The sequence below is a fragment of the Flagellimonas sp. genome (assembly GCF_965233845.1).
Classification (GTDB): domain Bacteria; phylum Bacteroidota; class Bacteroidia; order Flavobacteriales; family Flavobacteriaceae; genus Flagellimonas.
This window is the reverse complement of sequence record NZ_OZ247584.1, coordinates 1,093,018-1,106,945: the sequence shown is the minus strand read 5'-3', so window position 1 is coordinate 1,106,945 and position 13,928 is coordinate 1,093,018. Positions and strand designations below refer to the sequence as shown.

The following is a 13,928-nucleotide window of genomic DNA, read 5'->3' as shown; positions in this document are numbered from 1 at the left end:
TTATCCTGTGAACAATCGTAGGGTAAAACTGGTGGCTTTTCGATACAACTTGAACTTGAGCAACACGATAAAGCCAATGGAACCAAATTCAATGACCGGGGCAAAGAACTCGCCGCCCCAATCCGTCCCGAACAGACTGCTCCAAAAGTTGGTGTTGATCTCCGTATAGAGATTGTTCACAAAGACATTGACCAGAAAGAAAGCGGGCACCAACATGTACACGCCTGCATAGAGTTTGAAATAGGTATAGGCCAAGGAGCGGAACTTCTCAAATACGGCCAGAGAGATGACCAAGGGAAAAAAGGTCTGCAGGATACCCAGAAGAAAATACCGTTCCGCCAAAAAGAGCGGATAGATGAAGATATCCAGCAACCACAAGATCGTTCCAATAATAAAGGCCAACATTTTTAGTCCGTACAAAGGTGTCACCAAGGCCTCATACAATATGGCCATGGCCTTTTTGGCGGCTTCCAAAGCACCCACATCCCGTTCCAGGTCCACATCCTGCAACTGTAATGGGAGGAGTGCCGGAGCCGTATCCCGGTATTGGGTCTCTATGGCCACCAAAATACCATCAAAGACATCCAATACCTGTGTTGAAAATAGGACCAGGATGACAATGACAAAGTTCTTTGCCAGTTCCGTTGGGGTCAGTCCCCAGGTATGCCCATCGGTGGATGCAATCCCCTCATTGTATTTTTTGAGGATATTGATCAAAAAGAATAGGATGGCCAAGGTCTTCATCCCCGTAATGGCATATTGGGAAAAGTCACTGTCCTTGATGGTCTGAAAAACAGCATCCACATACTCCAATCCGATACTCAAAAGAAACCCGGCCATCAATACTCTTTTTCCCTATTATTGATAATATCCTGCATCTTCCGAAAGGAAATGATCTCCCGATAACGACGGGTCTTGACCTCCAGTTCAGCCACCATTTCCTGTGACAATCTTTTCTTCTCCATCAAGATGGCCGTGCGTTCCGCATCCGTCATCTTCAAAAGATCACTGGATAGGATCTGATTGACAAAATCCAAATCCTCAATGGCCATATCCATGATCTGCTCAAAGGATTCAGAAATCTGATCCACTTCTGAACTTTTGATATATGGGGAGTTCAGGATGTCCCTAAGGTCATTTTGGACCGTCTGGAACAACACCCCATTGTTCTTGACCAATTCCTTGACCGCCCTCAACTGTTTGATGGCATTGTTCACTTTGATAATGTTGTCCTTCTGTTCCTTCAAAAACTGTACGGTCTTCAATAGCTCAGAAGTCTGTTTGGCGGACTCCAGCAAGGATTTGGTCATACTGATGAAGTTCGTATTGTCATACACCGGCATCCCTTGGGCCGTAGCACGGCTTGGCAGGTATATGGCCATGGTAACGAACAATAGTAAAGTCAGGGTATTTTTCCCTATGGTTTGTTTTTCTCTTGTTTTCATAAGGCTCTTTTATTTTGATCTGTAAATTCCTTTATGGCTTCCTCCATGCTATCATGTTTTTGATACAGGGCCATTATGGCCTCATTGGCAGGACCGTCGGTGAGATAGGCGGCATACACTTCTAGAGGCACTTCCAAACGGAAAACGTTGCTCTCCCTACCGATCTTCAAAAAGATCTCGGTATACTTCCGTTCCCCGGTCAGGTTGTTCCGTATGGATTTGAGCTGGTCCAGATCATGGTTGGAAAGGTTAAGCCGCCTTTGTAACTCGTCATACCCCTTTTCATTCCGTAGGCTATAAATCACCTGGGTGTTTTCCAGAATACTGGCCGAAGTGCCATTTTCAGGCAATTGGTTGATGGATTGCAGGATAATGCCGATGGCCCCGTTCTGTTTCCGAATAGCCTGGTAATAGAATTCCACGCTCTCCAATACATTAGGGAACTTCAATTGTTTCGCGAACTCATCAAAAAGGATGATGCCCCGTTCAGAGGGATTGCGCCAAATCGTCCGTTGGATGGCCGACTTGATGAGCTTAAGCATGACCGAAAGGATTTCCCTGTTATCCCGAACCTCGTCCAGTTCAAAGATGATGAGCCGTTTATCCTCGATCTTATAGGTTTGGTCCTCATCCACATGAAACAAAAAGCTATAGAGTCCCCGTTCCACATATTCCGAGAGAATGTGCAGAAAGTCATAGACACTGAAATGCATTTCCTTGATATCGAGCTCTTGGATAAGGGTATCCTTGTGCTTATCCACAAATCGGTACAGGGATGCCAGGGAATGTTGTTCCCTTACCTTTTCATAATAATACAAAAGGACTTTTTTCATGGCCACTTCCTTGGCTTTGGAACCCTCGTTTTCCGCCAGAAGTTCCCATAAAAAAACAGCCAGATCCTCCAACCGTTCTGGGGTCAGGTCAGCTTGATTGGAGATGTAAAAGGGATTGATGCCCAAATTTTTTCCCTGTTCATAACGAAGTATGATATGCAAACCGGGATAGAGCTTGGCAAATTTGGCATAGGAGCCCCCAAGATCAATAAGGACCAAACGGACCCCTTGCTCAAAATACTGTCGCAAAATATTATTGGCCAAAAAGGATTTCCCTTCGCCAGTCGGGGCAAAAATCGCAAAGTTTCTGGCCTTGATACGTTTCTTCTGTTCATCCCAAACATCTTTCAGTACCGGGATGTTGTACTGCCGATCATTGAAAATGATGCCTGTTGTATCAGACCTATAGTTGGTATTATTGATAAAAAGACAAAGGGCATGCTTTAGATCGGTGACATAGAGATCCCCATTGGAAAAATTGGAAGCATGGTAAGGATAGGAATTCAAAAAATAACTCTTTCGTTCCTCCCCTTTTGGATAATATGGGACAATATCCAGTTCCTTGAACTCTGCTTTGATTCGGGAAGCTATCCGTTTCAGTTGTTCAACCTCCGAATGCCAAAAGACAATATTCAAATGGCCACGGACAATCCGGGAGGTATCATCCTCATTGATGCGGTCCACAATTTGCCGGATCTTTTTAAGCACCACCTTATTCTGAGTGCCAAAATTCGAGCTTTTGCTCAATTCCTCAATCTTCTTGTCCAACAGCTTATGCCACTTGTGCCTGTCATCCAGATATAGGATCTGGTTGACGATATGGTTCTCATCTAAGTCCAGACCTAAACCGTCAACAAATCCTTGATGAAAGGAGAAATCATCGGTGGTGAACTTGTTATTGGTCATACAGCTCTGCACCATCCCACCAAAACATAGCTCACTGTTAATGGCCATGGCATCAAAAAAGTGATCACCGATTTCAATATGCCTTTTCCCCAATAGGGTATCGGTGTCAAAACCGACATTAAAGCCATTGAAATAGCTATTCGTATGATCCAAAATGGTATCAGTTGACATGGGCTCCAAGGACACCTTTCCACTATTGTTGATATAGGAAATCCCATCATTGACAGAGGTAATGAACTCGGCTACCTGGACATCCAATTTGCGGTGAAGTCCTTTTTCAGTTTTCCGAAAGGGATTGATGTATTTGGCCGCATTCAGGGTCTTATCCAAGGGAAGGATAAAGAACAAAAAGCTTTTATGGTCCAAATATTCCCTTCCCTTAAAATAGTCATGGGTTGCCTTTTCCAAAAACGTGTTACCAGGGAGCTTTTGCGCAGCGTATCCTTTTTTTTGGTAAATATCCTGTTTATGGATAACGGTACCTGAAGGCAGCGACTTAAAGGCTTGGAACCAGGCTCCATGCAATTCGTCAAAGTCCCCTTCCGAAAGACTGTAAACTTCGGGTAAACGAACACGATAGCATAAAACCACATTGCCATTGTTGGCAAAGACCAAATGATTTTGGATGTCGAGTATGGGATGATAAGAATGAAGATTGATCTTATTCATGGGACAAGTGACTGATTCTTTTATTGCTAATACCCTGGGGAAAAACATTTTGGATATGGAACGTGCCAGGCCTATTGACCCACTGGCTCAATGCCCCGAACAATAGGGCATTGAACAACAGCAAGCCTACGATGACACTAAGATTAAATGAAAAGATTATGATGAGCAACGAACAGATGACCGATACCATCATCAGGGCAAACAATGAAATGGGCAACCCGAAAATCATGGCCCGCTTCCGGATATTTCGATAGACTTCGTACTTCTTCATCACACCACGATTCCAATGAGGTATGTAAAGATCCCTACAACGGCCCCGGCAATCAGGACAAAGACCAAAACACGGGTAATCCCTTTTTTCAGGTCGGCGTTCTCACCGAAGAAATGACCGGCATTAAAAAGAAAGCCTACCAAAAAAATGACCCCAAGGATAATGGGAAAGATGGCCCGGATGGTATCGGAAATATCATTGACCGAATCTTCGATGCCTCCAATCTGGGCCATGATGGCACTTGTGGAAAATAGAAACAATAAGGTTATAAAGAAAGATTTTCGCATATCGTAAACGTTTAGGGATTAGACGATTTTTTGATATGTGAAAAGTACGGCATATACTCATTTAAATAATTAATAATCAGCTATTTGTAAATAAAATAGAAGTTGATTTGTATTGTAGCTTATTGGTTTGATTTAGCATCAAATCAAATGGCAGATACACGAAGTAATGTTTATAAAATGTAGCCTTGAAATAGAAATGGGTTCAAAAACGTCAACTTATAACTGAGATTGGCCAACAATTTGACAAATATCCAGTTCCATATTCCTAATTTAGACATGTTTTGACAAGCTAATATTTGACAAATGGACAACCTGTGCGATTTATTGAAAACCAACAGAGAGAAAAAAGGACTTCTGCTTAGGCAAGTGGCTTCCAAAATTGATGTTGATACGGCTCTGATAAGTAAAATCGAAAATAATGATAGGAGACCCACAAAGAAACAACTTCAAAAACTATCCAAAGTTTTGGAGTTGGACTTCAATAAACTTTTAACCTTATGGTATGCTGAGAAATTTTATGAGGATTTAAAAAATGAGCCTAATGCCTTTGCTATCATAAAAACGCTGTCAAAAAAAGTCAAAACAAGTAATATGTAGATAATAAAAATACTGATTATCCGTTTATGCACCTGTTATATTCGCAATTACTAGTCTGTCAAAGAGTTTGTCTCCAAAATACCGTCTGTTTAATTTGTAAATAAACTCGTTGAGATACAACTGTAAGTATTTCCTTTTGATTTTATGGTAGTTGCCCAGCAATGTCCGTTTTGCATTACTGATTGCGATATGCACCCATTTGAGTGTTTCCTTGGTGGTTTTGGCGTCTGATTTCTCGGTGACGTGCAATTCCACCAGATCGGAGATGTCAACGTAAGAAGTGCTTTTGTCCGAAAATACGATGGCATCATCCTCCATGCAGTCCCTGACCACGCCGTTGATTCCTTCACTTTGATGGCTATCCAGTACCCTGGCCTTGAAATAACGCACATGCTTCTCCTTTTTGCCCGTTTCGATATCTTCCAACGGGGTGCTTTCGGCCATCACCGCAACGTTCTGCTTTCCCTCGGCTCCCCGGCCACGTGTACCCTTGCCTCGCTCGATTTCCTTACTGGCCACCGAAAAGTAACCCTCATCCAGTTCTATCATCCCTTCCAGTGTATACCTTGCATCCCGGTTGCCCATCGCCCTGCGGAGTTTGTGTACCATCGCCCATACCGGTTCGTAACGCTTCAATCCTAATTGCTTCTGGAGTTCGTTGGTGGAGAATCCCTTTTTTGTGCAACTCATCAGGAACATCGTTTTGTACCACACCAGAAACGGCAGCTTGGAGCTCTCCATGATCGTACCGCTGCGCAACGAGGTGCGGAAACGGCAACCTTTGCATTCATAACTCCATTTACCCTGTAACCAATAATGGGAAGTGCCCCCGCATCGCTTGCAGACAACCCCTTCCTTATCACGCTGCTCCTTGAAATGCAAACGACAATCTTCCTCCGAACCGAAATGAGCCGTAAAACTGAATATGTTCATAATCCCTGCTTTTTGAGCGCTAATATACTAAAAATATTAGGTGTGTTTGCGGAGAATCAGTAAAAATATAACCATCCCTAAAGCGTAATGGAACCGGATTATTTAGACAAACCACCGAATAGAGATTACACCCTACCGATTCGCAAGAATCAAATGGAACTTCCCGTATTGGATATGGATTGGGAAGATTTTGAAAAACTCTGTTTGAGAATGGTTGAATTCGTTGAGGGCTTTCAAAGATCTGATTGTGAAATCCTGGGAAGGAAAGGTCAAAAACAAGATGGTATCGATATCTATGCCAAGAAAGAGCCGGAAAAATATTATACATTTCAATGTAAAAGATATAGCTCAATTACCGTCACGGACCTAAACAAAGTTATATCCGCTTTTAAGAAAGGGGAATGGTTTGATAAATCCATAAAATTCTATATCTGTACCACAGCCGATTTCATGGATGTGAAGCTTCAGACGAGGTTTGAAGAAATAAAAGATGAATTTGAAAAAAAGTATAATAAACAGGTTGTAAAATGGGACAGCTCCTTCCTGAATAGAGCCCTCAAGACCCATCCGCAAATTGTGTGTGATTTTTTTGGTGATGAGTGGTGCAAGGCTTTTTGTGGGGAAGAGGCCTATAATCAGATAGTATCAAAAATCGATTTCGAAGTTTTTGAAAAATCGTTCAAGAAAGCATCCTCTTTCCTATCAAATCTGAAAAACTACTTTGCAATAAATCCCAATACCCATATACACAGAAAAGAATCAAGGGGGATTATTGATTGGATAAAATCAGATTTAAAATCTCCCAGAAGAAATCTCCTTGTCCTTGAGGGAGAAAAAGGGATGGGAAAATCCGTAATTCTTAAGGATGTTTATGATCAATTGGTCAAGGACGGCGATTTGGTCTTAGGCATTAAAGCTGACAAATACTATGCCCTATCTCCTAAAAAATTGGAGAATAAAATCTTTTTGGATGACCGGATAAGATTTTCAAGTATCATACGAGCATTAAATATCCATAAAAAGAAACTTACCATTATTATTGATCAATTGGATGCCCTGTCCCAAACGCTCTCTTCCAACAGGCAGTACATCCAAACCCATAATAGGATCATAAATGAGCTGTTGGATGAAAAAAATATTAAAATCATAATATCTTCCAGAACCTACGACCTAAAATATGATGCTGAATTAAGTATCTACAAATCAAACCAATTCCATAACATCAAAGCGTCCATTTTAAGTGAAAATGAGGTTTCCGAAACCCTTCAAAAATTCAAAATCAATTGTTCCCAAAAAAAGGTCATTGAACTGTTAAGGACACCAAACCATTTGGAAATTTTCTGCAAACTGCCCCAAAAGGATAAAATTAATCTGAATGCACTTTCCTCCCTAAAAGACTTATATGATGCGCTTTGGGAAGAATTGATAACTAAGGAGCAAAATCCGAACCTATCCAAACTGCTCTATGAAATTGCGATCAGGATGTATGATAAACAGCAGATAATTGTTAAAAATCAATTCTCCGCTGAGTATGGAAATGAGCTAAACTACCTGTTGAGCAACCAGTTAATAGTATCCGAAAACAAGAATATTCAGTTTTTCCATCAAACATTTTATGACTATTGTTTCTCAAGGCAATTCGTTGAAAAGGGGAACAGCATCTATACATACCTTAATGAAAACGAACAAAATCTAGAGGTAAGGTCCATACTAAAAATGGTCTTTGAATATATACGTGAATATGACCATAGAAAATATATCGCTCAGATTCAATCCATCCTTAAATCATCCAAATATCGTTTTCATATAAAATCCCTTATTATTAACAATTTAGGTATCCTAGAAAACCCTTCATACCAAGAAAAAAAGGTTGTCAATTTGATTGTTTTGAAAAACAAAGTATATGAAGACATATTTCTTCATTCCGTGCTTTCCAAAGATTGGACAAACTATCTGATTGAATTCGGAATACCGAGTAAGTTCCTGTTATGGAACAATAAGGCATTGATGAAGGTTTATACGTTGTATAAAAAGCAATCCTTAATCCACTGGAGCTTTTTGGAGCAAAAAAATCCTGACAAAATATTTGAATACAAGAGAAATGTTGTCTGGGTCTTTTTAAGGAACAACGTAAACCATGCCCCGTTACAAGTACTGCAGTATTTGGATGGGTTACCTGATTTTAAGGACAAGGATTATTTTATTGAAAGAATCCTGATGAACCTTGATGACTGGGAGGAAAAGGAATTACTTCCCTATTTTGAAAAATATTTGCCCTTTCATGAAGAATCCAAAGGGATGGACAATTTTTGGTTTTATCAAAAACTTGAAAAGATATTTGAACACCATGAAGTGTACGTATTCAATTTACTCTTACCAATTTTCAATAGTGTCTTTTACTCTGATGATTCGTGGCATCATAATGAATTTTCCCATGACCAGGAAGAAATGATCAAAAAGCTCTATGGACACAGCCCTGAGGAGACATTCAAATTTATTTTCCAGTTATATGAAAAGGTGCTCGCTGACAATAAAGACCCTTCCAATTATGAAGGAATAGATTGTCCGTTCTACAATTGTACAAAATTCATTGATGGATTGAGCACCCAAAAGGATGCACATATTTTCCTGGAAGACTTTTTGGTCAAACATCTCAAATCAAAGCTTTCTGACAAAAAGTATTTCATCGACTTCTTTGAAAAGCACAAGAATTCTGATTCCGTGTTTATTCATAGAATTTTGGTTTTGGCCCTCAAAGATGATAGCATTATATATCCCAAACCGGTTTTTGAATTAATCAATATCATCCACCATAAAAATGGATTAAATGGTTATGACGATAAATTCCAATTGTACATCAGACAGCTAATAGGAACTTACTTCTCCCATTTTTCATATGATAACAAAAAAAGAATCGCCCAAATTTTATTGACCATTAAAAGCCCCTATGATTTAGGTTACCACAAATATGAAGATGAGGATGGAAATCAGAAAGTACATTTCCGTGGTTTTGGCAAAAAGTGTTACTTTTTTTTAAAACAACTCCCGAAAAATGAGCTTGACCGGATACCTGAACTGAAAAAGGCCTATCAGGAATTTTATAGGAGATTTGGGTCTGTCAACAGTGATAAGGCCCATGATATTTCCTCCTCTTCCGGGGCATATGTCGTTGGTCCCCCTTTATCTTCCAAAGCATATGAACACATGGACATGGTAAATTGGAAGAAAAGTATGTCCAAATACAATGATTCCTATCGTGAAGGCCATGGCCCTAAGGGAGGAAAGCATGAACATTCAAGGGCATTTGGCGAAAATGTCAAAAACGATCCTGATAAATACTATGACTTTATCAAAGGACTGTTTGAGGAGAAGGATATCTCCGTAGATTATATCTCTAAGGGGATAGATGGTCTAATTGAGGCCAAATATTGCCCTAAACAAATAAAATGTCTTTATGATATGTTTGTTCAGCTCCATTTGGACATGAGCAATACCTTACATGCCATTTGGCAATCCGGTTACCTCATCCAAAATAATCAGGTGGATGAAATTTTAGTCAACTTTTTGAGCGATAAGGCCAAAAACCATCCTAATCCCCAAAAGCCGATGAATGAAAATGATCCTTCATTTGACAGTTTAAATACAGTTAGAGGAGCAGCCATCCACAAACTGATGTGGTGCTATGAACATAGTGAATTTGAAGAAATTATTTTTGATACGGTGGAAAAAGCTGTTCACGACCCCCAGATTTCTGTCAAGGTTGCCGTAATGCAAGAATTGGCATATTTGAATTATCTGGACTTGCAAAGGAGTTTTACAATCTTCATGAGTCTTATCCTGTCCGGTGATATCGACATCCTTAAGAACTCCTTTAGGACCTCCCAGTACTTTAACGTTAAGTTCCATAAGGAAATGTATCCGTACTTCATGAAAATCATCAAAAACGAGGAGTTGCATGGTGAAGGCAATGTAATCGTACTTAGCTGGCTCGATGATAAAATTAATGATGAGAAGCTTTACAGAAGATTTGTAAGGTCAAGTGACAAAGCCAAACTCTGTGCCCTTAAAATTGCAGAGGCCAACCTTTTCGACAACAACGGAATACCTAATGAAAAGTCATTTAAGATCTTGTATCAATTTCTAAATCAGGATAGTGATGAACTAGCTTCCGCATATTCAGGATTGGTTTTACGGAAATTTAAAAATCACAATTTCAAGGAAACCTATTCTTTTCTTATTGCATACTCAAAGAGTAGGTTATGCCTTTCCCAACCTAGCTATTTCTTACAGTTGCTCATGGGCTGTACTAAAGAATATCCTGTAGAATGTCTCCATTTGGTTGGTAACATGAAATTTGATAGAATACCGGATATGCAACGTAGAGGATATTATAGGGATGAGCCGGTCCAATTGATTTTATCCATTTATTCCAAGCTTAATATGAATTTGAAAGAAAACAGAAAATTGGTCAATCGAACCCTGGATATTTTCGACTCTATGTTAAGGCATAATCATTTACGGATTTCTGTTAATCAAGCAATTCGGTTGACAGCCTAGGGGGTTTTTAAGAAAGTCCATATAATTTTAACTTTTCATAGTATTCACTTGAATTTAGCAAAATCACTGGAGCTTTAAGGAAAAAATCGTTATTGAATCCAAATTCGAAAAAGAGCGCATACTTATTGTGTGGTGGACTAAATCTTTCCATGAATTTATCAAACAACTCTATTTGGAATTTAAACGCCCTACCCGCTGGCACTTCAAGTTCCTCATTTAAGTTTTCAATGGTCGTCTCGCCATCTAATGGCATTTTTATCTTGTAGGTTATAGATGGACGAAGGATATTTAATCGTGGCATATCATATCGAGCAGCCCCTGCCAAACCTATTGGAAGTCTTTTGGCTTTAACTTTGACATTTGTGAGCAATACGGTCCTTTCCCATTGATTGATAAAACTGAAATTAAACACTGGAAAAAAGGACTTATAAGCATTGATTTTAAATGAATTTTTTGAATCCTCAATGGGGACCCATCCACATTTATCCTTATCAATAGATATAGAGATAAATTGAATTTTAGATCCTCGATTCTTCAAATTGATTTTCTTGTCAATGACCTGTTGTTGCGGAATATCCCCCTTGGTAATTTTTGAATGGCATGTAGGACAAAGGAGAAGTAAATTTTCGCAAACGTGATTCGATGGGTTTTCATCAATATGGTGTATTTCAAAATGTCCTACATCTCCACTATCGCAAAAAGGACAAACCGATGCAATCTCTTTTTGCAGTTGTGACCTAACTTTATTTTTCTGCGGTATTGTAGTTTTTCTCTTCAATACAATCAAATTTGTTTTGCAAAATACTAAAAATGAGTTATTTCCTTTTATCCTTCGTCTTAACATCAAACCCTACCAAATTAAACAACTCCCGCATCCTAGACCTCACTCGAGTGCCGTAACGTTCCTCAAGTTCCTGGGCATTGAGGTTTGTAGTAGCATGGGTCTTACGTTTGCCATTGATAAAGAGGTCGTGGCGTGATAGCAATATTTCACCCATTACGTTACAGTCTTGTCCAAAATGTCGCCCTGTGGGTTCCACTCCCAGATCATCAAAGCAAAAGAACTGGGAATTGCCGTAGTCCTCGATAATTTTAAAGCCTAAGTGGTTAAACCCAAATACTATGTTTCGGCAAGGGATAACCTCATAAGGACGCTGGTGGGGAACGATGTGTTTCAATAGCTTCATAAGGCTAGTCTTGCCACATCCCACCGGGCCAGAAAGTAACAGCCCCTTGTCCACATCAATTCCCATTTGTTTGCACCGCGCCTTGTCTCGAATAAAGTATAAGCAGAGCTTATAAAGGATCTCACGATCTTCTCGATAAATCTTGAAATTTTTGCCGAACATAAATTTCCCTTTGGCTTCGAGATAGACCAAAATCTTTTCAAAATCATATTGGATTTCGCGCCCCTTCAAAGAGCCCAATTCATACTGGACACTGCCTTCTGTGATGATATGTGGTGCTTTGTAACTCAAAGTGGCTCATTGTAATCCTTCTCCCTTCTGGTCTTTAAGTTGTCCCCATATGGGACAGTGGTTTTCTGTTTGGTTCCGTTTTCCTCATCTTGAAAACTTGAATTTTTATGATTCTTCTGTTTGTCTATGTTTATTTGGTTTTTCTTCTTTTGTAAAGGTTTGTTTATAGATACCAATGCTTGTCCAATACTTGTCCCTAATTTGGGACTGTTCCAGTCCATTGCTTGTCCATTAGTTGTCCCAAAATTGAACATCTTGATTCGACTTCCTTTAAAGGGATTATGGGAAGGGATATATCGGATATAATTCCAATGACTAAGTTCCCTGATACATCGATGATAAGTCGATTTAGATCCAATCTTTGAAAAGGCCATGGCCTCCTCCCGATTTATATAGAACTCTTCCATAAAATAATTGAAGTTCCAAAGTTGGAAAAGCCCGATATAAAGACTGATATGCGTTGGGTTCAATCGGTTATCCTTGGAGAATTGGGCAAATACACCATTCAAATGCTTGATATAATTGATGTCCTCCAAACCTTAGATTCGGTTATGAATCTTGTTCTTTTCCAAAACTTGCATAATCTCATGGTACTCATAATAGAGCACCCCCCCGATTTTGGTATAAGGCAGTGTACCATTGATACGAAGGTTCTGTAACGTACCTGGGGAAATGCCCAATAGTTCCCTTACTTCATTGGATTTTAGCCATTTTTTATTCGCTTGTCCGTTTTGGTTTTGCAATAGATCTTTGATGTCCTCCAGTAGTTCCATTTTGAACTCCCTAAGATCTTCGGTGGTAATGATGGTTGCTCCCATACGTTTTGATTTAAATGAAAAGGACCACCGCATTACATTAACCTAACTTGATGGCCCTTTCCTGATTTGACTTTCGTATTGCAAAACTGAAAAAGGAAACTTGAATAAATTCCACAGTTGGTACCTAGGTGGGTAATATTTTTTTGGAATATATTTTGACTTCTTATGACTCCTTTTCGCTTAAAGTAACTGGCTGAAATCCCTAAGTAAAGGTCGAAATGAAGTTTCAGTGTGCATATGGACAAAATTCCCAAGTTGTTACCAACTAGGGAAAATTAAAGGTTTATTCATCCAAGACTTCCATACGCTGGTTGAGCATCTCTATGAGTTTATCCAAAAACCGGGTCTTACTAGTCTTCCTTGACCTGATATCGATAAAGGTATGGTAGTAATTGCCAAGGTCAATGTTGTAAAAATGTTCAAAATGGGAAGCGAGTTCCTTGATATCGACGGTTCCACTGTTGATGGAACTACTGGCATGGAGCGCATACAAAAGTTCGATTAAATCGGTCTTGCTTCCGGTCCAAAATAATTTTGAAGGTTTTTCCATAGCTATGTTTTTTTGGGGTTCCAAGGTATTTTGTAGGTCATCCACTTCTTTTCTAAGGTATACGATCAACATATCGTAGGCCATGATGGTGGCCACTGTCCCATCCTGACAGGTGGAAAACTGATCATCGATCAGAAAATGGAATGATTCCAAGGGCAGTCTCAAATCACGGTTCCCCCGAACAAAATACTGTTCATCCAGGGACATGGCACCACGCCGGTAATAATTATAGAATTCCAGGTTGTCGTTAAAGAAGGTTTGGAACTTATCGATTTGGTGCTGGAGATATTTGATTTGGGCGGCATTATTCCCTCTGGGGCGTTTACTCTCAATATTAAAAAGTTTGACGTAATAGATTAGCTTGCTAAAGATCTGGGGCTTGACATGTTTGAAGAAGTAGATCTCATCGGCTTGCGTTGCAAAGGTTTTACCTGTAATTTCCTTTTGCAGTTTTCGAATACTTTTTTCCACCAGTGCAATTCCCTTTTCTGCTTTAAAAAGGACATCCCCGCTCCCACTCTCCAACGCATCCAATTGGCCTTCAAATTCCGATAGCAGCTTTTGGTATTTCATGGCAGCTCTCC

Annotated in this window: 13 protein-coding genes; 2 read left to right on the top strand and 11 right to left on the bottom strand. The window is 39.7% G+C overall.

Features of this window, described 5'->3' with window-relative positions:
* The 5 genes from ACO6S0_RS05055 to ACO6S0_RS05035 are packed head-to-tail and all read right to left on the bottom strand — an operon-like array spanning position 1 to position 4,411.
* Positions 1 to 840: a hypothetical protein gene (locus ACO6S0_RS05055; RefSeq protein ID WP_422350910.1), complete on the bottom strand. Its 840-nt coding sequence runs from the start codon at positions 838 to 840 to the stop codon at positions 1 to 3.
* A complete protein-coding gene (locus ACO6S0_RS05050) occupies positions 840 to 1,445 on the bottom strand; it encodes a conjugal transfer protein (RefSeq protein ID WP_422350909.1) in 606 nt (201 codons plus the stop codon). Before ACO6S0_RS05050 ends, ACO6S0_RS05055 begins: the two co-directional genes overlap by 1 nt.
* Positions 1,442 to 3,853 (bottom strand): TraG family conjugative transposon ATPase, encoded by a 2,412-nt coding sequence (locus ACO6S0_RS05045; RefSeq protein WP_422350908.1) that lies wholly within the window; start codon positions 3,851 to 3,853, stop codon positions 1,442 to 1,444. Before ACO6S0_RS05045 ends, ACO6S0_RS05050 begins: the two co-directional genes overlap by 4 nt.
* Positions 3,846 to 4,124 carry a hypothetical protein gene (locus ACO6S0_RS05040; protein ID WP_422350907.1) on the bottom strand — a complete coding sequence of 93 codons (279 nt, stop codon included), beginning with the start codon at positions 4,122 to 4,124 and terminating at the stop codon, positions 3,846 to 3,848. The genes ACO6S0_RS05045 and ACO6S0_RS05040 overlap by 8 nt, the downstream gene beginning before the upstream one ends.
* The gene (locus tag ACO6S0_RS05035) at positions 4,124 to 4,411 is read right to left on the bottom strand and encodes a hypothetical protein (RefSeq protein ID WP_422350906.1); all 288 of its coding nucleotides are present in this window, start codon (positions 4,409 to 4,411) and stop codon (positions 4,124 to 4,126) included. The genes ACO6S0_RS05040 and ACO6S0_RS05035 overlap by 1 nt, the downstream gene beginning before the upstream one ends.
* Positions 4,412 to 4,714: 303 nt before the next feature.
* Between ACO6S0_RS05035 and ACO6S0_RS05030 the strand changes: the two genes are divergently transcribed.
* Positions 4,715 to 5,008, top strand: coding sequence for a helix-turn-helix domain-containing protein (locus ACO6S0_RS05030; RefSeq protein ID WP_422350905.1), 294 nt, complete (start codon positions 4,715 to 4,717; stop codon positions 5,006 to 5,008).
* 24 nt (positions 5,009 to 5,032) lie between these two features.
* Here the strand turns inward: ACO6S0_RS05030 and ACO6S0_RS05025 are convergent, their stop codons facing one another.
* Positions 5,033 to 5,941 (bottom strand): IS1595-like element ISBbi1 family transposase, encoded by a 909-nt coding sequence (locus ACO6S0_RS05025; RefSeq protein WP_005807145.1) that lies wholly within the window; start codon positions 5,939 to 5,941, stop codon positions 5,033 to 5,035.
* An 87-nt stretch (positions 5,942 to 6,028) separates the two neighbouring features.
* Between ACO6S0_RS05025 and ACO6S0_RS05020 the strand changes: the two genes are divergently transcribed.
* Entirely contained in the window at positions 6,029 to 10,498 is a 4,470-nt protein-coding gene (locus tag ACO6S0_RS05020) for a restriction endonuclease (protein ID WP_422350904.1), read from the top strand.
* A 7-nt stretch (positions 10,499 to 10,505) separates the two neighbouring features.
* On the opposite strand, the gene ACO6S0_RS05015 is transcribed toward ACO6S0_RS05020, so the two are convergent.
* The 5 genes from ACO6S0_RS05015 to ACO6S0_RS04995 all read right to left on the bottom strand — a co-directional run bounded on the left by ACO6S0_RS05015 (position 10,506) and on the right by ACO6S0_RS04995 (position 13,917).
* On the bottom strand, positions 10,506 to 11,276 hold the full coding sequence (locus ACO6S0_RS05015; protein WP_422350903.1) for an HNH endonuclease signature motif containing protein: 771 nt from the start codon (positions 11,274 to 11,276) through the stop codon (positions 10,506 to 10,508).
* A 37-nt stretch (positions 11,277 to 11,313) separates the two neighbouring features.
* Positions 11,314 to 11,976 carry an ATPase gene (locus ACO6S0_RS05010; protein ID WP_422350902.1) on the bottom strand — a complete coding sequence of 221 codons (663 nt, stop codon included), beginning with the start codon at positions 11,974 to 11,976 and terminating at the stop codon, positions 11,314 to 11,316.
* A complete protein-coding gene (locus tag ACO6S0_RS05005) occupies positions 11,973 to 12,512 on the bottom strand; it encodes a hypothetical protein (RefSeq protein ID WP_422350901.1) in 540 nt (179 codons plus the stop codon). Before ACO6S0_RS05005 ends, ACO6S0_RS05010 begins: the two co-directional genes overlap by 4 nt.
* Positions 12,513 to 12,515: 3 nt before the next feature.
* A complete protein-coding gene (locus ACO6S0_RS05000; RefSeq protein ID WP_116218481.1) occupies positions 12,516 to 12,794 on the bottom strand; it encodes a helix-turn-helix domain-containing protein in 279 nt (92 codons plus the stop codon).
* Between the two features lie 283 nt (positions 12,795 to 13,077).
* Entirely contained in the window at positions 13,078 to 13,917 is an 840-nt protein-coding gene (locus ACO6S0_RS04995; protein WP_422350900.1) for an RteC domain-containing protein, read from the bottom strand.
* Positions 13,918 to 13,928 lie beyond the last annotated feature (11 nt).